Source organism: Sediminicoccus rosea (genome assembly GCF_033547095.1).
GTDB lineage: Bacteria > Pseudomonadota > Alphaproteobacteria > Acetobacterales > Acetobacteraceae > Roseococcus > Roseococcus rosea.
Map to the genome: position 1 here is coordinate 2,999,014 of NZ_CP137852.1, position 22,618 is coordinate 3,021,631.

A 22,618-nucleotide genomic window follows, 5' to 3' on the forward strand; every position below is an offset into this window, starting at 1 on the left:
CATCCCCTACCCGGTGATGTTCATCCGCCGGAGCAGGGCACCCCAGCGCTCGCCTTCCACGCGCATGAAGGCCGCGCATTCCTCGGGGCTGCTGCCGATGGCGAAGCTGCCCTCGGCCAGCAGACGCGTGCGGAAATCATCGGTGCGGATCGCCTGCACCGCGGCGGCGTTCAAGCGCTGGATCATGGCGGCTGGCGTGCGGGCCGGGACCAGCAGGGCGAAATAGGTCTGCGCCACCGTGCCTGGGCGGAAATCCGCCACCAGCGGCACCTCCTCATTGCCGGGCATGCGCCGGTCCCCGGTCCAGGCCAGGATGCGCCCCGACCCCGCGCGATGCTGCGCGAGGCCGGTGCTGCCGCCCACCATCAGGAGATCGAGCCGCCCGCCCAGGAAATCGGCCACCTGTGCGGCATCGCCGCGATAGGTCACATCCTGCATGCGGACGCCAAAGGCCTCGTTCACCAGCAGCATCGCGATGTTGTTGAAGCTCGACGGGCCGTTGGTGCCATAGGTGATGCTGCCCGGATTGGCGCGGGCGCGCTCCATCAGCGCCTCCAGGCTCGCGGGCCCGTCGGGGCGCGCCACGATCGCGAAGGGCAGCGTGGAGATCAGCGTGACCGGCGCGAAATCCGTGTCCCGGTAGGGGATGTTGCGGACAATGTGCGGGTTGATCGTCAGCGTGGAGCCGGAGGCGATCAGCACCGTGTGCCCATCAGCCGCCGAGCGCGCCACGAATTCGGCGCCGATCACCGTGGCGGCGCCGGGCCGGTTCTCCACCTGCACCGGCAGGCCGAGCGGGCCCGCCATTCGCTCGGCCAGGATCCGGGCGGTGACGTCGGTCGAGCCGCCCGGCGGGAAGGGCACGGTGATCGTCACCGGGCGCGTGGCTTGCGTCCCCTGGGCCAGGGCTGCGCCCGGCAGCAGCGCGGGCGCGGCGAGCAGGGCGCGGCGCTTCACGACGCGACCAGAATCGTGCGGCCGGTCACCTTGCCGTCGCGCAGCCGCATCAGCGCGGCATTGGCGTTCTCCCGCTTCTCGAGCGTGATCGGAATGCCCGGCACCTTGCCCTTCTGCGCCAGGGCCACCAGCGCCTTCAGCTCCTTCAGGCTGCCCACATAGCTGCCCTGGATGGTCAGCGCCTTGATCGGCATGAGCGGCAGCGGCACGCGCATCTCGCCGCCGAAAAGGCCCACCTGGATCAGCTTGCCGCCCTTGGCCAGCGCGTCGAAGGCGGCCATGGCGGTCTTGTTGCCGTTCACCAGGTCAATGATGCCCAGCACCGGCCCGCCGCAGGCCTGCACGATATGCTGCGCCGTGTCGCCACCGGCCAGCACCGTCTCGGTGGCGCCCTGCTCACGCGCGGCGGCGAGCTTCGCCTCGTCCACATCCACCGCGCAGATGCGCTTGTGGCCCATGGCCTTGAGGATCGCGATGGCGTTCAGCCCGAGCCCGCCAGCCCCGATGATCACGATCGGGTCCGTCTTGCCGATGGGAGCAAGCTTGCGGATCGCCGAATAGACGGTGACGCCCGAGCAGGCATAGGTCGCGGCCAGTGCGGGGTCGAGCCCGTCAATCGGCACCAGGTGCTTCCAATGCGTGGCCAGCACATGGGTGGCGTAACCGCCATTCTGGTACACGCCGAGCGCGCGCGGCTTCACCGCGCAGAGGTTCTCCTCATCCGCCTTGCAACGCGCGCATTGCCCGCAGCCGACCCAGGGGAAAACGAGGCGGATCTGCCCCTTCTTCAAACCCTGCCCCTTGGCGCCCGGCCCCCATTTCACCACCCGGCCGACGATCTCATGCCCCGGCGCCAGCGGCAGCTTCAGGCCGCGATCGGCCATGCGCAGCTTGCCCCGCGTGCCGAGGTCATACTCGCCCTCCCAGATGTGCAGGTCGGAGTGGCAGACGCCAGCATGCGTCACTTCCAGCAGCACCTCGTCGCCCTGCGGCTCGGGGGTGGGCAGTTCGATCTCCTGCAAGGGCTGGCCCATCTCGGTGATCGCCCAGGCGCGCATCTTCGTCTCTCCCTCGGTGTTTTCCGTTGCCCGCATGGGAAACCCTCGCCGGCCCGCGGTCAATCATCCCGTGGGGCGGGCCCGGGATGGCGGGGCTGACATGAAGCGGCCATATTGCCGCCGCCTGCCCCGGGCAGGTGCGGATGGTTTTCTGGAGTTCGCCCGCCGATGACACGGCTGATGGTCGCCTTCTTCTGTTCGGGCTTCGCCGCCCTGCTCTGCCAGATCATCTGGCAGCGCATGCTGGGCGTCTTCGCGGGGTCCGACACCGTTTCGGCCGCGCTGGTGGTGGGTGCCTTCCTGGCGGGGCTCGGCCTTGGCTCCATCATCGGCGCGAAGCTGGCGGACCGGCTCTCGCCGCACCGGGCGCTGCTGGGCTTCGCGCTGTGCGAGGCCGGCGTGGCCGTCTGCGCGCTGCTCTCCAAGTTCTTCCTGTACGACCTGATCGCGATCGGCCTCTCGGACGCGGTGGAGCAGCCGGCGGCGATCTTCGCGCTCTGCTTCGCTGGCCTCGTCATTCCGACCACGCTGATGGGTGCCTCCCTTCCCTTCCTGGCCCGGGCGGTCGCGACGGATCTCGCCAGCGTGGCCACGCGGATCGGCACGCTCTACAGCCTGAACACCCTGGGCGCGGGGCTCGGCGCCCTGATCGGCGGCTGGTTCATCGTGGGCAGCCTCGGTTTCGTGGCCGCCCTGATCTTTGCCGCAGGGCTCGACCTGGTCGCCGCGGCACTCGCGCTCACCCTGCTGCCCGGCCTCTCGCGCGAGGCGCCGCCGCCGCCCACCCGGGAGGCCACGGCCCCGGCCGAACCCTTCGGCGGCCTCGCGCTGTGGTGCCTGCTGGTCTTCCTCTCGGGCTACGTGATCGTGGCGCTGGAGATCATCTGGGTCCGCATGCTGGGCCAGGTGGGGCAGTATCATGCCTATCTGTTCCCGACCGTGCTGGGCGTCTTCCTGCTGGCCGATGGCCTCGGCATGTCGCTCGCGGCCCGCATGGTCCGCAACATGCCGGACCCCCGCCCCGCCTTCTTCCTGACCCAGGGCGCGGGCTTCGTCCTCGGCGTGGCGCTGCTCGGCCTGCTCTGGTGGCTGATGGGCCTGTCGCCGCTGAAGGACGTGATGGCGGTGGATTTCGACCGCTTCAACCCGCGCGAGATCGCCATCTCGACCGCCATCATCGTGGCGGTGGTCGCCCCGCCCTCCTTCATCATCGGCATGACCTTCCCCTTCGTGCAGCGCGCCGTGCAGCAGGATCTCGCCAGCGTCGGCGCCCGCGTGGGCTGGGTGCAGCTCGCCAACATCCTGGGCAATGCGGCGGGCTCCATCGCGACCGGGCTGCTGACCTTCCACCTCTTCGGCACCATGGGCACGCTGCTGCTGCTGGCCATCCTATCGCTGGCCCTGCTGGGCTTCTGGGTGATGAAGGCGCAGGCATCCCGCCCAGCCACGCTGGCGCTGGCCGGCCTCACCGCGCTGATCGCCGTCGCCGTGCCGAGCAACCAGGCATTCTGGTCGCGCATGCATGGCCTGCCGCCGCAGGTGGAATCCGCCTGGGGCGAGGACCGCTCGGGCATCGCCTTCTGGCGAGAACGTGGCGAGGGCGAGGGCCGCGCGCCCGGTCGCTTCTTCATCATGGGCCATGGCCAGGGCTTCGTGCCCTTCCTCGACACGCACATTCTGCTCGGCATGCTCGGCCCGCTGATCCACCCCGACCCGCAGCGCGTGCTCGCCATCGGCGTGGGCTCGGGCGGCACGCCCTATGGCGCCACGGTGAACCCCGCCACGCGGGAGATCCGCGCGATCGAGCTGATCAAGCCCGTGCTGGACGCGCTGGAGGAGATCGCGCGCGAGCGGCCGCAATCCGGCGTGGCCGCGCTGATGGCCGACCCGCGCGTGCGGCTGGAATATGGCGATGGCCGCCGCGCGCTGACCCGCGGCACGGGCCTCTATGACGTGATCGAGGCGGATGCCATCCGGCCGCAATCCTCGCATTCCGGCCTGCTCTACAGCGCGGAATTCCTGGAGCAGGTGCGCGGCCGCCTCGCGCCGGGCGGGCTCTATGTGCAATGGGCGCCGACCTGGCGCGTGGTGGATACCTTCGCCGCCGCCTTCCCCCATGCCGTGCTGCTGCGCCCGGTGAATGTGATGATCGGCAGCGACCAGCCCATCCCGCTCGACCAGGCGGCGCTGCTCGAGGCGCTCCGCCAGCCGGAGGTCGTGGCCTTCGCCCGGCGCGGCAATCCAGACGCGGCGGACCTCACGAAGCTGGTGGATGGCGAGGTGACGGTCTGGACGCCCGAGACGCCCCGCGTGGCACCCCCGCTGACCGACATGTTCCCGCGCGACGAGTTCTTCCTGAACCACGCGCAGCTGCACAGCTGGTGGCCGCGCCCCTGATGGGCGAGGCTGCGTGATGACCTGGCGCCTCCTGCTCCTCGGCCTGCTGCTGGCGGGGCCGGCCTCGGCCGCCCCGGATGCCGGGGCCAGCTTCACCCATGCTGTGCCGGCGCAGCGCATCTTCGCGCTGCTCTTCCTGATGATCGGGCCGCTGAAGATCCTGGGCCCCTTCGTGGCGATGACGCGCGGCACGGAGCCAGCCTTCCGCCGCCAGCTCGCGACGCGCGCCATCCTCTTCTCGGCCGCGGCGCTGGTGCTGGCGGGCAGCATCGGCCACCAGATGCTGCGCAACTTCAATATCCCGATCCCCATCCTCGCGCTGACCGGCGGGCTCGTGCTCTTCCTCGTGGCGCTACAGACGCTGCTCGAGCAGTTCAAGCGGCCCGATGGCGCGCGTGCCGAGGCGCCCCGGCCCGACCTCGCGCTGGCCATCAACCCGCTGGCCTTCCCGACCATCGTCACGCCCTATGGCATCGCGGCCGTCATCATCTTCGTGAGCCTGGCGGAGGGCGACCATGCGGCGCAGCTCGTCATCGCGGGCCTGGTCGGGCTGATCCTGCTGCTGAACTGGCTCGCCATGCTGGCCGCGCACACCATCCTGAAGCATGCGGGGACGGCGCTGCAGATCTTCGCGATCGTGCTGGGCGTGACGCAGGTAGCGCTGGGCCTGCTCATCATGCTGCAGGCGCTTTCGGCCACGGGGCTCTTCACCCTCAACCTCTGAGCGCCTTGCCTCGCCTCGGGCGCCCTCCTAGCCTTCCCCCAACAACACCCAGGGGAAACGGCCGCATGAAGGTCACCGATGTCATTTGCCACGTGGTGCAATCCAAGGTGGAGAAGCCCTTCACCTCGGCGCGCGGCTGGCTCTACACCACCCGCGCCTCCTGTCTCGTCGAGATCCGCACCGATGAGGGCGTGACCGGCTGGGGCGAGTGCTACGGCCCGGCCATGGTCAACAAGACCATCATCGAGACGCAGTATCGCAGCCGCGTCATCGGCCGCGATCCCTTCGACGTGGAGGTGATCTGGGAGGACCTCTACAACCGGATCAAGGATTACGGCCTGACCGGCATGACCATCTGCGCGCTCTCGGGCATCGACATCGCGCTGTGGGACGTGATGGGCCGCGCGGTGAACAAGCCAATCCACAAGCTCATCGGCGGCGCGCATCGCAAGGAACTCGTGGCCTACGCCACGGGCCTCTACTTCATCGACATGAACCGCCTGGTGGAAGAGGCGGTGGAGGAGGCGCTGGCCTACAAGGAACAGGGCTTCCGCGCGGTGAAGATGAAGATCGGCCTGGGCGATCCCAAGCTCGACATCCGCCGGATCGCCGCCGTGCGCGAGGCGCTGGGCGATGGCGTGCAGCTCGCCGTGGATGCCAACCACTGCTTCACCGTGCCCCAGGCCATCAAGCTCGGCCGCGAGATGGAGAAGCTCGACCTCCTCTGGTTCGAGGAGCCGATCAGCCCCGAGGATCACGAGGGCTATGTCGAGGTCTCGCGCGCGCTCGACCTCGCTGTCGCGGGCGGCGAGAACGACTTCACCCGCTGGGGGTTCCGCGACGTGATCGCGAAGAAGGCGATGGACATCGTGCAGCCCGATGCCTGTGCGGCCGGCGGCATCAGCGAGTGCCGGAAGATCGCCGCCCTTGCCAGCGCGCATGGCGTGGAATGCGTGCCGCATGCCTGGGGCTCGGCCATCGGTCTCGCCGCCACGGTGCAGTTCCTGGCCGCCCTGCCCGATACGCCCCCCGCCTTCCGCCCCATGCCGCCCATGCTGGAATTTGAGCAGACGCCGAACCCGCTGCGCGACCACCTGGCGAAGGAACCCATCGTGCAGGTGAACGGCATCGTCCGCGTGCCGGACGGGCCGGGCCTTGGCATCGAGGTGGATCTCGCCGTGCTGGAAAAATATCGCGTGGCCTGACAAGCTGTCCGGACAGCCATCCCGGAGCAACCGGGGGGTATCTTCAGGGAGGAATGATGATGCGGCGAATCCTGCTGCTTCTGCTCGCGCTGGCCGCACCCGCGGCCGCGCAGGACTATCCGACGCGGGATATCCGCTTCCTCAACGCCTTCGCGCCCGGCGGCACGTCCGACCTGCTGGGCCGCGTGCTGGCGGAACAGCTCTCGCAACAGATGGGCCGGCGCGTGGTGGTGGACAACCGCACGGGGGCGAGCGGCGCGATCGCCGCGGCGGAACTCGCGCGCAGCGCGCCCGATGGCTACACGCTGCTGCTCGTCTCGATGAGCATGATGGCGGTGCTGCCGCAGATGCAGCGGCTGCCCTATGACACGGACCGCGACATCACGCCCATCGTGAATGTCGCCAATGTCTACAACATCCTCGTCGCCTCGCCCGCCTCGGGCATCCAGACCTGGCAGGATGTGCGGCGCATGGCCCAGGAGCGGCCGGGCGCGCTGCGCTGTGCCACGGTCGGCCCCGGCTCCAGCCAGCAGCTCTCCTGCGCGCTCTTCATGTCGCTCACCAACACGCGGCTGGAGCAGGTGGGCTATCGCGGCGGCGCACCCGCCATCCTCGACATCGTGGCGGGCCGCGTCGAGGTGATGTGGGGCAACATGCCGGAGTATCTGGCGCAGATCCGCGCGGGCGGCTTGCGGCCCATCGCCTATGGCGCGGCCAGCGCCTCGCCGCTGCTGCCCCAGCTTCCGGTGATGTCGCAGACCGGCCTGCCGGACTTCGTGATCCCCAACTGGTTCGGCGTGGCGGGCCCGGGCGGCATGCCGCCGGCGCTGGTCCAGCGCATCAATGCCGAGGTGAACCGCGCGATGATGGCGCCCGAGGTGCAGCGCCGCTTCGAGGAGAACGCGATGCTGCGCGTCGGCGGCTCACCGGCCGACATGATCCGCCAGATCTCGCAGGACCGCGAGCGCTGGGGGCGGGTGATCCGCGACCACGACATCAAGCCGGAATAGGTGCCTGATCGCCCTTGGCGGAATGCCGCCAAGGGCGTCCATCAGCCCTCCGCCGGGATGGCCGGCGCCGCTTCCTCGCGCACCGCCAGCACCTTGTCTACGCGGCGGCCATCCATGTCCACGATCTCGAAGCGCCAGCCGGCATGGGCGATGCGGTCGCCCTCGCGCGGGATGCGCTGCAGCAGGGCGAGCATCAGCCCGCCCACGGTGTGATAGGCGCCCGATTGCGGCGGCAGCTCGAAGGCATCCAGCCGGTCGCGCAGCTCGTCCAGCGCCATCATGCCATCCAGCAGGAAGGAGCCGTCATGCCGCTGCACGGCGGAGGGCTTCTCCGAGGCCGGCGCCGGGCCCAGCTCGCCCACGATCGCCTCCAGCAGATCGGAGGCCGTGACCACGCCCTCGAAGCTGCCATATTCGTCGAGCACCAGCGCCATGCCGAGGCTGTCGGTGCGCAGCCGTTCCAGTGCGTCGAGCGCGGAGAGGCTGTCGGGCATCACGATGGGCTGGCGCAGCGCCGCGGCGATGTCGAGCGGCCCGCCCTCCAGCACCTGGTCCAGCAGGTCCTTCGCGGCGACGACGCCCACCACATTGTCCACGCGGCCATCGGCCACGACGAAGCGCGTCAGCGGCTCGGCCTTCAACGCGGTCGCGATCTCGTTGGGCGCTGCGTTGCGGTCGAGCCAGGCGACCTCGGGGCGCGGCGTCATCAGCGCGCGCACCGGGCGGTCGGCGAGGCGAAGGACGCGCTCAATCATCTGCCGCTCGTGATGCACCAGGGCGCCGGCCTCCACGCCCTCGGCGACGACGGCCTTCACCTCCTCTTCCGTCACGCTCTGGTCCGACGGCGTGTAGGCCCCGAAGATCCGCAGGATCAGCGCGGAGGAGCGCGAGAGGAACCAGATGAAGGGCGCGGTGAAGCGCGCCAGCGCCGTCAGCGGCAGGGCCAGCGCCGAGGCGACCTGCTCGGGGTTGCGCAGCGCCAGCTGCTTCGGAACCAGTTCGCCCAGGATCAGATTCAGGTAGGTGATGGTCATGACGACCAGGAAGAAGGCCAGCTCATGGCCCAGGTTCACCATGAAGGGCCAGGTCTCCAGCCAGTCGCCGAAGGGCCCCGCGATGGCGGCGCCGCCGAACACGCCGGCCAGGATGCCGACCAGCGTGATGCCGACCTGCACGGTGGGCAGGAAGCGCTGCGGGTCCTCCTGCAGGGCGATGGCCGCGGCGGCACCCCGGCTGCCCTGGCGCTCCATGGCGAGCAGCCGCCCCTTTCGGGAGGAGACGACCGCCAGCTCGCTCATGGCAAAGACGCCGTTGAGCAGCGTGAGGAAGAGGACGAAGATGATTTCGAGACTGACACCCATGGGGCTGCATGTAGGGCAGAAAGCCTCCCACTGTCAGTGGCGGCCCGGAAATTGGCGGCGCGGAGGATTCACTTGCGCCGCCGGCCGGGCGCGGTAGTTCTGGGCCCATGGACACGACGACTCGCCGCACCGCCTGGCTGCTCGGCCTGGCTGGCCTCCTGCCCTTCGCCGGCTGCGCGCTGGCCTTCTTCGCCGCCCCCGATTCCTGGTCGGGCTTCGCCGAGGGGGCGCTGATCGCCTATGGCGCCGTCATCCTGAGCTTCCTGGGCGCCGTGCATTGGGGCCTCGCCCTGCGCGCGCCGGTTGAGGAAGCGGCCCATGGTCCGGCGCGCCTGCTGCTGGGCGTCATCCCCGCCCTGCTCGGCTGGGTTGCATTGCTGCTGCCCGACGTCTTCGCGCTGCCCCTGCTGGCGCTGGCGATTCTGGGCACGGCGGGCATGGAACAATGGGCGCGCGGCCTCGGCCTGGTGCCGGGGGATTATCTGGTTCTGCGCTGGGTGCTCTCGATCAGCGCGGCGCTTTGCCTGATGGCGCCGATTACCGGCTGAGTTCCACGCAACCAGGGATTGATGGGCGGGTTTCCGCCATCACCCAGGGCTGTCCTGGCGGTGAAAGTAAAGCTTGTCTTAAAATCGCGACGGTGTTATAAAATTGTTAACACCTGGACCGTGGAGACCCCCGATGGCCGAGATCCTCGCCTTCCCCCAGAAGCCGGAAGACCGCCTGCGCGCCGCCCTGCGCCGGCTGGATGACGCACTGGCCGAACAGAAGCTCGCCTTCACGGAGTTCCGGACAAATCTGGCGGCGCTGGGCGGCGCCGTCTCGGGGCTGGAGGGGAGCCTGAACCAGTATCGCGCCAATCTCGCCGCCACGCAGCAGGATGTGGCCCGCAGCCAGGAAGCCGCGAAGCGCCTGGAGAAGACGGCCGACATCTGGCTGCAGACCGCGCGCTGAACCGCCGCCATGTGCGGCCGCTACGTCCTCCAGCGCGACCCGGCCGGCCTCGTCCGCTATTTCGGCGCGGCGCCGCCCGTGCCGAACCATCCGGCCAGCTGGAACATGGCGCCGACGCAGCCCGGCCTCGTCCTTCGCCACAATCCGCTGACCGGGACGCGGCACCTCGATGTGTTGCGCTGGGGCCTCGTGCCGCACTGGTCGCGCGATGCGACGGGGGGCGCACGGATGATCAATGCGCGCGGTGAGACCCTGCTGGAAAAGCCCAGCTTCCGTGACGCCTTCCGCAGGCGCCGCTGTCTCGTGCCCATGGATGCCTTCTATGAATGGGCGCAGGATTCCACGCCCAAGCAGCCCTTCGCCGTTGCGCTGCGGAACGGCGCGCCCATGGCGGCGGCGGGGCTCTGGGAAGGCTGGAAGCAGCCCGATGGAAGCTGGCTCAAGACCTACAGCATCATCACCTGCGCCTCAGCCGGGCGGCAGGCGCGGCTGCACCCGCGCATCCCCGCCATCCTCGACCCGGAGGACTGGCCGGCCTGGCTGGGTGAGGGAACGGCCGATGACACCGCGCTGATGGCGCTGCTCCGGCCGCTGGAAGATGAGAAACTGGCCTTCTGGCCGGTCGCGGCGCGGGTGGGACGCGTCGCGGAAAATGACGCGGGGCTATTGGCCCCGATTCCGGCCGAGGCTTGGCCGGAGATGCAGGACGCACCACCCGATTGGGGGCGCGACCTCGCGCTGGCCCGGCCGGCGTCCTGAGACGCCGGGCGGCTCAGTCGTCCCGGTGCACCTTCTCCATCCGCTCGTGGCGCTCCTGCGCCTCGATGGACAGGGTGGCGATGGGGCGGGCTTCCAGGCGGCGCAGGCCGATCGGCTCGAAGGTTTCCTCGCAATAGCCGTAGGTGCCATTGGCGATGCGCTCGAGCGCCTGATCGATCTTGCTGATGAGCTTGCGGGCGCGGTCCCGAGTGCGCAGTTCCAGCGCCCGGTCGGTTTCGACACTGGCGCGGTCGGTCAGGTCGGCTTCGGTGATACCCCCGGCGGAGAGGGAGTTCAGTGTGGCACCCGCCTCGCGGAGCAATTCGTGGCGCCAGCGCAGCAACTTCTGGCGAAAATACTCCTGCTGCAAAGCATTCATGAACTCTTCGTCTTCTGATGGACGATAATCGGACGGCAGGGTGACGACCATGAGCCTGTACCTCACCTCGTGGCGCGCCCGGCCCGACGCCGGATGCATTCCCGAGGCGTCCGGACCATAGGGAAAGCCGATCGCCGCGCCAAGGGGTTAATCGGGCCAAGTGCATGTCCGGCCACCGATTTCACCGGATTGTCCCAGGTTTCATGCGCCCTGGCGGGCGAGTTCCACCTGGGCGCGGAGCGAGATCTCGCCCAGGATTTCGCGCAGCACGGGGTCGGCACCCGCCTCGCCCTCCGCCAGCAGCGCGAGTCGGGAAAGGCGCGCCGGATCCGCTGCGCCCCCCAGCAGGGTGAGTTGCAGACCCTCCAATTCCTTGAGGATCGCCTGACCCCGGCGCTGGGCCGCGGCATCGGCGTCGGCCGGGCTCCAGCCCGCCTGCAGCGCCAGGATTCCCGGGGCCTGGAGGCTAGCCGCCGGCTGCGCCTCGGCCGCGGCGGCGGGGAGCTGGAAGCGGCCCGGCGCGGCACGGCGCGGCGCAGCCGGCTGGCTCTGTGGGAGATGTCCTCGGATCGGCGGCAACATTCTTCACCCTTTCCTCATCACGGCGCTTTCTGCCGGGACCGGCCGGCGGCCCCCGCCTTCGCCCGGCAGATCCTGCCACCGCCGGGCCGCCCCGGGCTGGCATGCCGGTTGCCCTGTGGCGTGAGGGCGAACTCGTTACGGCAACAGCGCGGAGTGCCAGGGAAAGTGGTGGCAATTTCTTTCGGCCTGATGAAGATCCCGGGGCTTCTGCTCGGCCTTGGGCTGCTGCTCTGGCCGGCCCTCGCGGCCGCTCAGCCGGTGCGCATCAAGGACATCGCGGATGTCGAGGGCGTGCGCGACAACCAGCTGGTCGGCTATGGCCTGGTCGTCGGCCTGCCCGGCACGGGCGATCGCCTCCGCACCGCGATCTTCACGCGGCAATCCCTCGTCGGCATGCTCGAGCGCCTCGGCGTCAACACGCGCGACAACGAGGCGCGGCTGGACACGCGCAACATCGCGGCGGTGATGGTGACAGCGAACCTGCCCGCCTTCGCGCAGCCGGGCAGCCGCATCGACGTTGCCGTCTCCTCGCTCGGCGATGCCTCTAACCTGACGGGCGGCACGCTGCTGGTCACGCCCCTGCTGGGGGCTGATGGCGCCGTCTATGCCGTGGCACAGGGCGCGGTGGCGACGGGCGCGATCGCGGCGCGGGGCGCCGGCGCCTCCATCGCGCGCGGCGTGCCGACCTCCGCGCGCATCTCCTCGGGCGCCATCGTCGAGCGCGCGGTGCCGTATACCCTCGCCGGGCGGGACCATATTCGCCTCGCTCTCCGCAACCCCGACTTCACCACGGCCCAGCGCATCGCCGCCGCCATCAATGGCCGCGGTGGCAACGTGGCCCGCGCGGTGGACCCGCGCACCGTCCTGCTCACGCTGGGCGGGCGCGACCCGATGAACTTCATCACGCAGATCGAACAGCTGCGGGTCACGCCCGACCAGGTGGCGCGCGTCATCATCGAGGAGGCCTCCGGCACCATCGTGATGGGCGAGCAGGTGCGCGTCTCCACCGTCGCCATCGCGCAGGGCAACCTCACCATCCGCATCACCGAGACGCCGCAGGTCAGCCAGCCCAATGCCCTCGGCCAGGGCGAGACGGTGGTGGTGCCGCGCACGCAGATCGAGGTGGATGACCAGGCGGAGCGCCGCATGGGCGTGCTGCGCGGCGGCGTGACACTGGCCGAGCTGGTGCGCGGGCTGAACAGCCTGGGCGTCGGCCCGCGCGACCTGATCACCATCCTGCAGAGCATCAAGGCCGCGGGTGCGCTCCAGGCCGAGCTGGAGGTGCGTTGAGATGCGGCTGCACTGCCTGAAGCGCCCTGGCCGTCCGCGGCGCCGCCGCGCGGGTCAGGCCGAATTGGAGGTCCGATAGATGATCCCCCTCACCTCCCTGCCGCCCTCCGGCGGCACGCAGACGCCCGCGCGCATGCGGCAGGCGGCCCAGGCCTTCGAGGCGCAGGTGCTGGCACAGCTCATGCAGCCCGCCTTCGACACGGTGGATTCGTCGAAATCCGCCTTCGGCGGCGGCGCGGCCGAGGCGCAATGGCGCCCCATGCTGGTCGAGGCCTTCGCCACCCATGCCGCGCGCTCGGGCCAGGGCATCGGCCTGCAGGACATGGTGCTGCGCCACATGCTCCGCCTCCAGGAGGCGGCCCGCCATCCCACCCCCAGCACTGAACAGGAGACCCGCCCATGATGGACGCCGTCATCGCCGCCGGAGAGCGCCTGGCCGAGGCGCTGCGCGCCGAGAACGAGGCGCTGGCCGCCCTCGACCTGACGCGCGCGGCCGCACTCGCCACCCGCAAGATGCAGGCGACCGATGCCTTCGCCGCCGCGACGGCGGCGGCGAGCCGCACCCAGGCCCGGGCCGAGGGCCCGCTGCGCGCGGCGGCGGAAACCCTGGCCGCCGACCTCTCCACCCTCGGGCAGGAGAACCGGAAACTGCTGGAGGCGGCGATCGCGCTGCAATCGCGCGTGATCGAGACCATCGCGGGCGCGGCCCGGCCGCTGGCGGCCGCCCCCGGCTATGGGCGCGCCGGGCGCAGCCGCCCGCCGGTGCAGGCCGCCGCCATGGCGCTCGCCACCCGGGTCTGAGGCCGCCTGACAGCGGGCGCGCGCTGCGCTATGCGCTGCGACGATGGAGCCCGCTCAGGACGACCCCGAATGGACCGCGCTGCGCGAAGGGCGGGCCAGCACGCTTGCCGCGCTCTTCGGCCCGCTGCTGGCGCCGCCCGCGCGGGGCCTCGTGATCGGCCGTCTCGCGCAGACGCTGGACGGGCGGATCGCGACGCGCTCGGGCAACAGCAAATGGATCGGCGGCGCGGGGGACCTGCGCCACACCCACCGGCTGCGTGCGCTGTGCGACGCGGTGATCGTGGGTGCAGGCACGGTGCGGGCGGATGACCCGCTGCTGACCACGCGGCTCTGCGCCGGCCCCTCGCCCGTGCGGGTGGTGATTGATGCGGGACGGCGGCTCGGGGCGGATTACGGCCTGTTCCGCGAGGGACCGCCGACGCTGCTGGCGACGGTCGAGCCCGGCCCCGCGCGCCATGGCACGGCCGAGGCCTTGCTGCTGCCGCGTGCGCCGGATGGTGGCCTGGATCTCGCCGCCCTGCTGGACGCCCTGACCGCGCGGGGCCTCAGGACGATCTTCGTGGAGGGCGGCGGGCAGACCGTCTCGGGTTTCCTGCGCGCCGGGCTGCTGGACCGGCTGCATGTGACCGTGGCGCCCATGATCCTGGGCTCCGGCCGGCCTGCCTTTGATTTGCCCGAAGTGGGGCGCATCGAGCAGGGCATGCGCTTCACCTGGACCGTCCACGACATCGCCCCCGATGTGCTCTTCGACATCGCCCTCGACCGCCGCACGCCGAGCGAGGCCGCGCCATGAGTGACCGGCGCGAGAGCATGGCCCAGGCGCTCTGGCACACTGCGCCCGGAGCTGCGGAGCTGCGCGCGGCGCGCCTGCCGGGCCCCGCCGCGGGTGAGCTTCTGGTGCAGGCGCTGGCCTCGGGCATTTCGCGCGGCACCGAGCGTCTGGTGCATCACGGCCGCGTGCCGGCCTCCCAGCACGCGGCGATGCGCTGCCCGATGCAGGAGGGCGAATTCAACTTCCCGGTGAAATACGGCTACGCGGCGGTGGGCCGCGTCGAGCAAGGGCCGACGGAATGGCTGGGCCGCCGCGTCTTCGCGCTGCATCCGCACCAGTCGCGCTTCACCATCCCCGTGCATTTCTGCGCGCTGGTCCCCGATGGCGTGAGCGATGCGCGCGCCTGTCTCGGCGCCAACATGGAAACCGCGCTGAATGTCATGTGGGATGCGGCCCCCCGCCTGGGCGAACGCGCGATGGTGATCGGCGCGGGCGTGGTCGGCCTGCTCTGCGCCTTCCTGTTGGCCCGCCTGCCCGGTGTCGCGGTGACGGTGGTGGATCGCGACCCGGCCAAGGCCGCCCTGGCCCGCGGCTTCGGCGCCGATTTCGCCCCGCCCGAGGCCGCGCCGCGCGACCAGGAACTCATCATCCACGCCAGCGCCAGCGCCGCCGGCCTGCGCCTCGCCCTCGACTGCGCCGCCTTCGAAGGCCGCATCCTGGAGGCAAGCTGGTTCGGCGATTCCGAGCCCGCGCTGCCGCTCGGCGCCGCCTTCCACCAGAAGCGGCTGCAGCTGATCTCCACGCAGGTGGGCAGCGTCTCCCCCGCCATGCGCGGCCGCCGCAGCCATGGCGAGCGGATGGCGCTGGCCTTGGCGCTGCTGGAGGATGCGCGGCTCGATGCGCTGCTCGGCCCCTTCGTGCCCTTTGAAGATCTGCCCGCCGCCCTACCTGCCCTGCTCGACCCGCCGCCCGGCGCGCCGCAGCCGCTCTGCCCCGTCATTCGCTACACCTGAAGGATCGCCGCCCCATGTTCAGCCTCACCGTCGTGGACCACATCATGGTCGCGCATTCCTTCCGCGGCGCGGAGTTCGGCCCGGCGCAGCGCCTGCACGGCGCGACCTTCGTGGTGGAGGCGGAGTTCCGGGCGCCGAAGCTGGATGACCTGCACCTGTTGATCGACATCGGCCTCGCCAAGGATGAGCTGCGCAAGATCCTGAGCGCGCTGGACTACCGCAACCTGGACGAGGAGCCGGTCTTCGCCGGCAAGAACACCACCACCGAATATCTCTGTCTGCACATCCATGGGTTGCTGGCCGCCGCCTGCAAGGATGGGCGCATGGGGCCGGGTGGCGCCGGCGTCTCGGGCATCAAGGTGCTGCTGCGCGAAAGCCATGTGGCCTGGGCCGCCTTCGAGGGGCCGGTCGGCTGATCATGCGGATCGCGCTGCTGGTTCCCGGGCCCTTCGACACCGTCTCGGGCGGTTATCTCTACGACCGGCGGATGGTGGAGGGGCTGCGCGGGCTGGGTCATGCCGTGCGCGTGGTGGAACTCGCCGGGCGCTTCCCCATGCCGGATGAGGCGGCCATGACCGCGGCACGCGAAGCCTGGGCGGGCCTTGGCGCGGATGAAACCGCCGTGATCGACGGGCTCGCCCTGCCCGCCTTCGCGCCGCTGGCGTCCGGGCTTGCCGCGCGGCGCGCGGTCGGGCTGATCCACCACCCCACCTCCATCGAGCCCGGCCCGAACCAGGCGGAACTCGCGGCACTGGAGCGCGAGCTCTTCGCGGCCTGTGGCCGCCTCGTCGCCACCTCGCCCTACACCGCCAAGGGCCTGCCGCCGCTGGGCGCCGACCCGGCCCGCATCGGCGTGGTGGAGCCCGGGACCGACCGCGCACCACGCGCCCAAGGCTCGGGCGGGCCGGGGGCGCGCATCCTGGCCGTGGGTTCGCTCATTCCGCGCAAGGGGCACGACGTGCTGCTGCGCGCCCTGTCGCGCCTCACCGACCTTGACTGGGCCCTGCGCATCGCGGGCCCGGCGGCGGACCCCGTGCATGCCGATGGGCTGCGGGCGCTCGCCGAGGAGTTGGGCCTCGCGGGCCGCGTCACCTTCCTCGGCGCCGTCACGGATGCGGCGCTGGAGGCGGAATACGCGGCGGCCGACCTCTTCGCGCTCGCCACCTGGTTCGAGGGCTATGGCATGGCCGCCGCCGAGGCCCAGGCGCGCGGCTTGCCGCTGATCCTCTGCACCGGCGGTGCCATCGCCGACCTCGTCGGGCCAGGCGCCGCGATCCTGGCGGCGCCGGGCGATGCCAACAGCCTCTCCCGCGGGATGCGCCGGCCGATCTACGACCCGGCGTTGCGCGCGCAGATGGCCGAGGCGAGCTGGCTGGCCGGCCAGGCCCTGCCTAGCTGGGAGGACCGCGCCCAGCGCTTCGCGGCCGAGCTGGAGGCCGCTTCGCGTGGATGAGGCAATGGAAACCGAGCAGTTCGACGGCGACTGGCTCTCGCTGCGCGAACCCTTCGACGCGCGGGCCCGCAACGCGGATCTGGCCCGCGCCCTGATGGAGCACCTGGACGAGAAGGGCCGCCCGCGCTTCCTCGACCTCGGCGCGGGCACGGGCAGCCTCACCCGCTGGCTAGGCCATTATGTCGGCCGTGCGCATGCCTGGGTCATGGCCGATGCCGATGCGGCGCTGATGGCGCGCGCCTTTGACACGATGATGGATGCGGCCGATGCCATCGGCTGGCGGGCTACCTGGCCGCAGCGCAAGGTGCTGCTGCTGCACGCGCCCGAGGGCGCCTGGCGCATCGAGGGCGTGCTGACCAACCTCGCCGAGGCACCCGAGGGCCTGCCGCTGCAGAACGTGGATGCGGTGACCTGCAGCGCGCTTTGCGACCTCGTCTCCGAGGCCTGGGTGGTGCGTCTCGCGGCTGGGCTCGCCCGGCGCAAGCTGCCCTTCTACGCCGCGCTGAACGTGACGGGGCGCGAGCGCTTCATGCCCCCCTGCCCCGGCGATGCCCTGGTGGCGCGCGGCTTCGCCCGGGACCAGCGCCGCGCGAAGGGCTTCGGCGGGATGGCGCTGGGGGCGGCGGCGACGGACACCATCGCGCGGATCTTCGCGAGCCATGGCTATCGCGTGCTGCGCGGCGCGAGCCCCTGGGTGATCCCGCGCCAGGCGCGCGAGATGGCGCTGGAACTCGCCCTCGGCCATGCCGAGGCGGCGCTGCGGCATGAGCGGCGCGGGGCCGGGCAGATCAACGCCTGGGCCGAGACGCGGGCCGACCAGGCCGAGGCCGGGCTGCTCTCGGCGCGGGTGGAGCACCAGGACATTCTCTGCCTCCCGGGCTAGGAGAGCGTCGTCCTTGGTGGGCAAACCGCAGCGGCGGGTCAGCCTCCCAGCCATTGACGGGGCTGTCGTCACCCCCTCTTGAACGCGGCCTTGGCACGGCCGCGCAAGGAAGCACGCCGCTGATCGTGCATTGGGCAGTTCCGCGCCTCATGCACGGACATTCGGCATTTCGCTGCCTGATCGGGTCATTTCTCTCCTGGGAGTCATGTCCAGGACATGGAATTGGGGGATCGGCCCTCCCTAGGTTCCAGGGCGTTTCCACGTCCCCTGGAGGATGCCTTGTCCAAGAACCTGCCCCCGATCTCCCGCCGCGCGCTGCTGGCCGCCCCCATGGTCGGGGCCTTGGCCGCGCCCGCGATCGGCCAGACCGCGCCCATCCGCGTGGGTGTGCTGCACTCCCTCTCCGGCACCATGGCCATCTCCGAGACCGCGCTGCGCGACACCGCGCTGATGATGATCGAGTGGCAGAATGCGCGTGGCGGCCTGCTTGGCCGGCGGCTCGAGCCGGTGGTGGTGGACCCCGCCTCCAACTGGCCGCTCTTCGCCGAGAAGGCGCGCGAACTGCTCGCCGTCTCCCGCGTGGACGTCACCTTCGGCTGTTGGACCTCGGTCTCCCGCAAGTCGGTGCTGCCGGTCTTCGAGGAGCTGAACGGCCTGCTTTTCTATCCCGTCCAGTATGAGGGCGAGGAAGAGAGCCGCAACATCTTCTACACCGGCGCCGCGCCGAACCAGCAGGCGATCCCGGCGGTCGAATACCTGCTCGGCCCGGATGGCGGCGAGGCGAAGCGCATCGCGCTGCTCGGCACGGATTATGTCTATCCGCGCACGACCAACCGCATCCTGCGCGGCTTCCTGAACTCCAAGGGCATTCCCGATGCCGACATCATGGAGGAATACACGCCCTTCGGTCACAGCGACTGGCAGGGCATCGTGGCGCGCGTGAAGCGCTTCGCGTCCGAGGGCAAGAAGACCGCCATCGTCTCCACCATCAATGGCGACGCCAACGTCCCCTTCTACCGCGAGCTGGGCAACCAGGGCATCAAGGCGGAGGACATCCCCTCGGTCGCCTTCTCGGTGGGCGAGGAAGAGCTGGCCGGCATCGACACCCGCCCGCTGGTCGGTCACCTGGCCGCCTGGAACTACTTCATGTCGGTGCAGTCGCCCGCGAACACCGAGTTCGTGACGATGTGGCGCAACTACATCCGCAACCCGCGCCGGGTGACGAACGACCCGATGGAAGCGACGCTGATCGGCTTCAAGATGTGGGCCCAGGCCGTGGCCGCTGCCCGCACCACCAATGTGGACGCGGTGCGGACCGCGCTCTACGGCCAGAAGGTGAATGCGCCCTCCGGCTATGAGGTGGAGATGTTCCGCAATCATCACCTCTCCAAGCCCGTGATGATCGGCGAGATCCAGGCCGACGGCCAGTTCAACATCGTGAGCAAGACGCCGACCGCGATCCAGGCCGAGAACTGGAGCCGGTTCATCCCGGAAAACGCCAACCGCCGGCGGTGATGTCTTGACGCCCTCAAGCACCGGGCGGCGGTTCCGCCGCCTGGGCTACGCCGCGCCGCTGGAACACCCGGCGGCGCGGTGGGTTTGGCGGCGCCGACTGCGTTGCGGCCGGATTCTCGAAGGGCACCCCTGATCTTGCTTCCGTCACTTCTTCTTCGCTGCCTGGGGCTATTCTTCGGGCTCGTCCTGCTCCTCTCACCCGCCCGCGCGCAGGATTTCGACGCGCTGCTACCGGGGCTGGCCGGCGGCTTCGCGCAGCAGGCGGAGACGGTGGAGCGGTTGGGCGCCCTGGGCGATCCGCGCGCCATCCCCCTGCTCCAGGCGCTGGCCGATGCGCGCCTGCTGCGCATGGCCGATGGCCGCATCGTGGCGCAGGAGGGCGCCGCGCCGCCCGAAGGGGCCTCGCTGATCCGCATCAACAACCGCGTCCGTGTCGCACTCCGCGGCGCGCTGGGCCGACTGCAACTTGTCTCGCCCGAGCCGGCCGAGCGTCTGCGCGCAGCCGATGCCATCCTGCGCAACCGCAGCGCCGACGACATTCCCCTGCTCGAAGCCGCCTTGGCCCGGGAACCGCGCGCCGATATCCGCGCGCGCATGGAACTCGCCCTGGGCGGCGCGCGCCTCGCCTCGGCCGAACAGGCGGCCAAGCGCGCCGGCATCGCGACCCTCGGCGCCTCCTCCTCGCCCGAGGCGCGCAACCTGCTGCTCGCCGCCCGCGCCGCCAATCCTGACCTCACCGCCGAGATCGAGACGGCCGTCGCCGCCATTGACCGCCGCCTGCAGATGCGGCGCGCGGCGGAGACCTTCTTTCAGGGGCTCTCGCTCGGTTCCGTGCTGCTGCTGGCCGCGCTCGGCCTCGCCATCACCTTCGGCGTGATGGGCGTGATCAACATGGCGCATGGCGAATTCGTGATGATCGGCGCCTATGTGACGGTCGTCGTGCAGGAGATCTGCCGGGACATCCCGGCCCTGCAGCCCTATGCGCTGCCGCTCGCCATCCCCGCCGCCTTCCTCGTGACGGCGGCCATCGGCGCCGCGATGGAACGCGGCCTGATCCGCCACCTCTATGGCCGCCCGCTGGAGACGCTGCTGCTCACCTTCGGCGTCGGCATGGTGCTGCAGCAGGTCGTCCGCCTCACCTTCGGCGCGCAGAACCGCGAGGTGATCAGCCCCGACTGGATGATGGGCACGCTGATCCTGCCCGGCGGTGTCGCCATCACGCAGAACCGCGCCTGGATCATCCTCTTCTCCATCGCCGTGCTGCTGGCCACACTCGCCGCCATCCGCCTCACGCGCTTCGGCCTCGAGATGCGCGCCGTGGTGCAGAACCGGCGGATTGCCGCCACCATGGGCATCCGCACCGGGCGCGTGGATGCGATGACCTTCGCCTTCGGATCCGGCATCGCGGGGCTGGCCGGCGTGGCGCTCAGCCAGATCGACAATGTCTCGCCCAACCTCGGCACGGGCTACATCATCGACAGCTTCATGGTGGTGGTCTTCGGCGGCGTGGGCTCGCTGATGGGCACGCTCATCGGGGCCTTCACCCTAGGCCTCGTGAACAAGGTGCTGGAGCCCTATGCGGGCGTGGTGCTGGCCAAGGTGTTGCTGCTGGTGGGTATCATGCTCTTCATCCAGCGGCGGCCGAAGGGTCTCTTCGCGCTGAAGGGACGCGCGGCCGACCAATGAACACGCGCCGTCTCATCCTGCTCGGCTTCATCGCGGTGCTGGCCGCGCTGCCGCTGCTGAACCTGCTGCCCGAGGAACATCCGCTGCATGTCTCGGACTTCCTGGTTAGCATCATCGGCAAGTGGATCTGCTACGCGATCCTGGCCTTGGCGCTCGATCTCGCCTGGGGTTATGCGGGCATCCTCTCGCTCGGCCATGGCGCCTTCTTCGCGCTGGGCGGCTATGCCATCGGCATGCACCTGATGCGGCTGATCGGGCCGCGCGGCGTCTATGGCCATCCGGTGCTGCCGGACTTCATGGTCTTCCTCGGCTACACCGAACTGCCCTGGTATTGGCTGGGCTTCGACTGGTTCATCTTCGCCTTCGCGATGGCGCTGATCGTGCCCGGCCTGCTGGCCGGCATCGTGGGCTACCTGGCCTTCCGCAGCCGCATCACCGGCGTCTATCTCTCCATCATCACCCAGGCGCTCACCTATGCGCTCATGCTCGCCTTCTTCCGCAACGACATGGGCTTCGGCGGCAATAATGGCTTCACCGACTTCAAGGAGCTGCTCGGCATGCCGCTCAACAGCGGGCATACGCGGGCCATCCTGTTCTATGCCTCGCTGGTCGCGCTGATCCTGGTCTTCCTCATGTGCGGCGCGCTGACCCGCACCAAATACGGCCGCGTGCTGACCGCGATCCGCGACGCCGAGAGCCGCGTGCGCTTCCTGGGCTACGACACCACGCGCCACAAGCTCTTCGTCTTCGTGCTCTCGGCGATGATCGCGGGGCTCGCCGGCGCGCTCTACGTGCCACAGGTGGGCATCATCAACCCGAGCGAATTCAGCCCGGGCAACTCCATCGAGGCGGTGGTCTGGGTCGCCTTCGGCGGCCGCGGCACGCTGGTGGGCGCGGTGCTGGGCGCCTTCTCGGTCAATGCGTTGAAGACCTGGCTCACCTCGGTCGCGCCCGATCTCTGGCTGATCGTGCTGGGCTGCCTCTTCATCGCCGTGCCGCTGCTGCTGCCCAAGGGCCTGATCGGCCTGATCCGCCGCCGCGGGGGGGCCAAGCCATGAACGCCGTCGCCCTGCCCGAGGGGGATTCCACCACGGGCCTCTATCTGGACGGCGTCTCCGTCGTCTTCGACGGGTTCCGCGCGCTGAACAACCTTTCCCTCATCGTCGAGCCCGGCGAGCTGCGGGCCGTGATCGGCCCGAATGGCGCGGGCAAGACAACGATGATGGACGTGATCACCGGCAAGACGCGCCCTGGCTCCGGCATCGTCCGCTTCGGCGGGCGCGACCTGACGCGGATGGATGAGGCCGCCATTGCCAATCTCGGCATCGGCCGGAAATTCCAGAAGCCCACCGTGTTCGACGCGCTGACCGTCTTCGAGAACCTGGAGCTGGCGCTGAAGGCCCCGCGCGGGCCTATCGCCTGCCTGCGCTGGGTGCTGCGTGGCGAAGCGCGGACGCGGATCGAGCGTACCATGGCGGAGATCGGCCTGACCGAGCGTGCCGCCGATCTCGCGGGTCTGCTGAGCCACGGCCAGCGGCAATGGCTGGAGATCGGCATGCTGCTGATGCAGGACCCGCGCCTCCTCCTGGTGGATGAGCCCGTCGCCGGCATGACCGACCACGAGACGGAGCAGACGGCCGCGCTGCTGGTCGGCATCGCGGGCACGCGCAGCGTCGTCGTCGTCGAGCATGACCTGGAATTCGTGAAGGCGCTCGGCAGCCGCGTCACCGTGCTGCATGAGGGCAGCGTGCTCTCGGAGGGCTCCATCACCCATGTGCAGAATGATCCGCGCGTGATCGAAGTGTATCTGGGGCGGTAG

Annotated in this window: 24 protein-coding genes; 19 read left to right on the forward strand and 5 right to left on the reverse strand. The window is 70.3% G+C overall.

The window, feature by feature from the left end:
- Positions 1-6: 6 nt before the first annotated feature.
- Entirely contained in the window at positions 7-957 is a 951-nt protein-coding gene (locus tag R9Z33_RS14500; protein WP_318647292.1) for a Bug family tripartite tricarboxylate transporter substrate binding protein, read from the reverse strand.
- Positions 954-2,051: an alcohol dehydrogenase gene (locus R9Z33_RS14505; protein WP_318647293.1), complete on the reverse strand. Its 1,098-nt coding sequence runs from the start codon at positions 2,049-2,051 to the stop codon at positions 954-956. Before R9Z33_RS14505 ends, R9Z33_RS14500 begins: the two co-directional genes overlap by 4 nt.
- 132 nt (positions 2,052-2,183) lie before the next feature.
- Here R9Z33_RS14505 and R9Z33_RS14510 point away from each other — a divergent pair, with 132 nt between their 5' ends.
- The 4 genes from R9Z33_RS14510 to R9Z33_RS14525 all read left to right on the forward strand — a co-directional run bounded on the left by R9Z33_RS14510 (position 2,184) and on the right by R9Z33_RS14525 (position 7,351).
- Positions 2,184-4,412: a fused MFS/spermidine synthase gene (locus tag R9Z33_RS14510; RefSeq protein WP_318647294.1), complete on the forward strand. Its 2,229-nt coding sequence runs from the start codon at positions 2,184-2,186 to the stop codon at positions 4,410-4,412.
- A gap of 16 nt (positions 4,413-4,428) precedes the next feature.
- A complete protein-coding gene (locus tag R9Z33_RS14515) occupies positions 4,429-5,136 on the forward strand; it encodes a MarC family protein (protein WP_318647296.1) in 708 nt (235 codons plus the stop codon).
- A gap of 65 nt (positions 5,137-5,201) precedes the next feature.
- Positions 5,202-6,341: a mandelate racemase/muconate lactonizing enzyme family protein gene (locus R9Z33_RS14520; protein ID WP_318647297.1), complete on the forward strand. Its 1,140-nt coding sequence runs from the start codon at positions 5,202-5,204 to the stop codon at positions 6,339-6,341.
- Positions 6,342-6,400: 59 nt separating this feature from the next.
- A complete protein-coding gene (locus tag R9Z33_RS14525) occupies positions 6,401-7,351 on the forward strand; it encodes a Bug family tripartite tricarboxylate transporter substrate binding protein (RefSeq protein ID WP_318647298.1) in 951 nt (316 codons plus the stop codon).
- 41 nt (positions 7,352-7,392) lie between these two features.
- Here the strand turns inward: R9Z33_RS14525 and R9Z33_RS14530 are convergent, their stop codons facing one another.
- Positions 7,393-8,712 carry a hemolysin family protein gene (locus tag R9Z33_RS14530; RefSeq protein WP_318647299.1) on the reverse strand — a complete coding sequence of 440 codons (1,320 nt, stop codon included), beginning with the start codon at positions 8,710-8,712 and terminating at the stop codon, positions 7,393-7,395.
- A 107-nt stretch (positions 8,713-8,819) separates the two neighbouring features.
- Between R9Z33_RS14530 and R9Z33_RS14535 the strand changes: the two genes are divergently transcribed.
- The 3 genes from R9Z33_RS14535 (at position 8,820) to R9Z33_RS14545 (ending at position 10,425) form a co-directional block, all read left to right on the forward strand.
- Positions 8,820-9,260: a DUF3429 domain-containing protein gene (locus tag R9Z33_RS14535; protein ID WP_318647300.1), complete on the forward strand. Its 441-nt coding sequence runs from the start codon at positions 8,820-8,822 to the stop codon at positions 9,258-9,260.
- Between the two features lie 133 nt (positions 9,261-9,393).
- On the forward strand, positions 9,394-9,666 hold the full coding sequence (locus R9Z33_RS14540) for a hypothetical protein (RefSeq protein WP_318647301.1): 273 nt from the start codon (positions 9,394-9,396) through the stop codon (positions 9,664-9,666).
- 9 nt (positions 9,667-9,675) lie between these two features.
- Positions 9,676-10,425, forward strand: a complete 750-nt coding sequence (locus tag R9Z33_RS14545; protein ID WP_318647302.1) for an SOS response-associated peptidase — start codon at positions 9,676-9,678, stop codon at positions 10,423-10,425.
- A 13-nt stretch (positions 10,426-10,438) separates the two neighbouring features.
- On the opposite strand, the gene dksA is transcribed toward R9Z33_RS14545, so the two are convergent.
- Positions 10,439-10,855 carry an RNA polymerase-binding protein DksA gene (gene dksA, locus R9Z33_RS14550; protein ID WP_318647303.1) on the reverse strand — a complete coding sequence of 139 codons (417 nt, stop codon included), beginning with the start codon at positions 10,853-10,855 and terminating at the stop codon, positions 10,439-10,441.
- 150 nt (positions 10,856-11,005) lie between these two features.
- Positions 11,006-11,386: a flagellar assembly protein FliX gene (locus R9Z33_RS14555; RefSeq protein WP_318647304.1), complete on the reverse strand. Its 381-nt coding sequence runs from the start codon at positions 11,384-11,386 to the stop codon at positions 11,006-11,008.
- 189 nt (positions 11,387-11,575) lie between these two features.
- Here R9Z33_RS14555 and R9Z33_RS14560 point away from each other — a divergent pair, with 189 nt between their 5' ends.
- The 12 genes from R9Z33_RS14560 to urtD all read left to right on the forward strand — a co-directional run bounded on the left by R9Z33_RS14560 (position 11,576) and on the right by urtD (position 22,618).
- On the forward strand, positions 11,576-12,676 hold the full coding sequence (locus R9Z33_RS14560) for a flagellar basal body P-ring protein FlgI (protein ID WP_318651653.1): 1,101 nt from the start codon (positions 11,576-11,578) through the stop codon (positions 12,674-12,676).
- Positions 12,677-12,755: 79 nt separating this feature from the next.
- A complete protein-coding gene (locus R9Z33_RS14565; RefSeq protein WP_318647305.1) occupies positions 12,756-13,079 on the forward strand; it encodes a rod-binding protein in 324 nt (107 codons plus the stop codon).
- Positions 13,076-13,477 (forward strand): hypothetical protein, encoded by a 402-nt coding sequence (locus R9Z33_RS14570; RefSeq protein ID WP_318647306.1) that lies wholly within the window; start codon positions 13,076-13,078, stop codon positions 13,475-13,477. Before R9Z33_RS14565 ends, R9Z33_RS14570 begins: the two co-directional genes overlap by 4 nt.
- A 43-nt stretch (positions 13,478-13,520) precedes the next feature.
- Positions 13,521-14,270, forward strand: a complete 750-nt coding sequence (locus R9Z33_RS14575; protein WP_318647307.1) for a RibD family protein — start codon at positions 13,521-13,523, stop codon at positions 14,268-14,270.
- Positions 14,267-15,262 carry a zinc-dependent alcohol dehydrogenase gene (locus tag R9Z33_RS14580; protein ID WP_318647308.1) on the forward strand — a complete coding sequence of 332 codons (996 nt, stop codon included), beginning with the start codon at positions 14,267-14,269 and terminating at the stop codon, positions 15,260-15,262. The genes R9Z33_RS14575 and R9Z33_RS14580 overlap by 4 nt, the downstream gene beginning before the upstream one ends.
- Before the next feature lie 14 nt (positions 15,263-15,276).
- Positions 15,277-15,678 carry a 6-pyruvoyl trahydropterin synthase family protein gene (locus R9Z33_RS14585; protein WP_318647309.1) on the forward strand — a complete coding sequence of 134 codons (402 nt, stop codon included), beginning with the start codon at positions 15,277-15,279 and terminating at the stop codon, positions 15,676-15,678.
- Positions 15,679-15,680: 2 nt separating this feature from the next.
- Positions 15,681-16,715 (forward strand): glycosyltransferase family 4 protein, encoded by a 1,035-nt coding sequence (locus R9Z33_RS14590; protein WP_318647310.1) that lies wholly within the window; start codon positions 15,681-15,683, stop codon positions 16,713-16,715.
- Positions 16,708-17,598 (forward strand): class I SAM-dependent methyltransferase, encoded by an 891-nt coding sequence (locus R9Z33_RS14595; RefSeq protein WP_318647311.1) that lies wholly within the window; start codon positions 16,708-16,710, stop codon positions 17,596-17,598. Before R9Z33_RS14590 ends, R9Z33_RS14595 begins: the two co-directional genes overlap by 8 nt.
- A 279-nt stretch (positions 17,599-17,877) precedes the next feature.
- Positions 17,878-19,113 carry an urea ABC transporter substrate-binding protein gene (gene urtA, locus R9Z33_RS14600; protein ID WP_404830599.1) on the forward strand — a complete coding sequence of 412 codons (1,236 nt, stop codon included), beginning with the start codon at positions 17,878-17,880 and terminating at the stop codon, positions 19,111-19,113.
- A gap of 135 nt (positions 19,114-19,248) precedes the next feature.
- Positions 19,249-20,799: an urea ABC transporter permease subunit UrtB gene (urtB, locus tag R9Z33_RS14605; RefSeq protein WP_318647312.1), complete on the forward strand. Its 1,551-nt coding sequence runs from the start codon at positions 19,249-19,251 to the stop codon at positions 20,797-20,799.
- A complete protein-coding gene (gene urtC, locus R9Z33_RS14610; RefSeq protein WP_318647313.1) occupies positions 20,796-21,857 on the forward strand; it encodes an urea ABC transporter permease subunit UrtC in 1,062 nt (353 codons plus the stop codon). The genes urtB and urtC overlap by 4 nt, the downstream gene beginning before the upstream one ends.
- On the forward strand, positions 21,854-22,618 hold the full coding sequence (urtD, locus tag R9Z33_RS14615) for an urea ABC transporter ATP-binding protein UrtD (protein ID WP_318647314.1): 765 nt from the start codon (positions 21,854-21,856) through the stop codon (positions 22,616-22,618). Before urtC ends, urtD begins: the two co-directional genes overlap by 4 nt.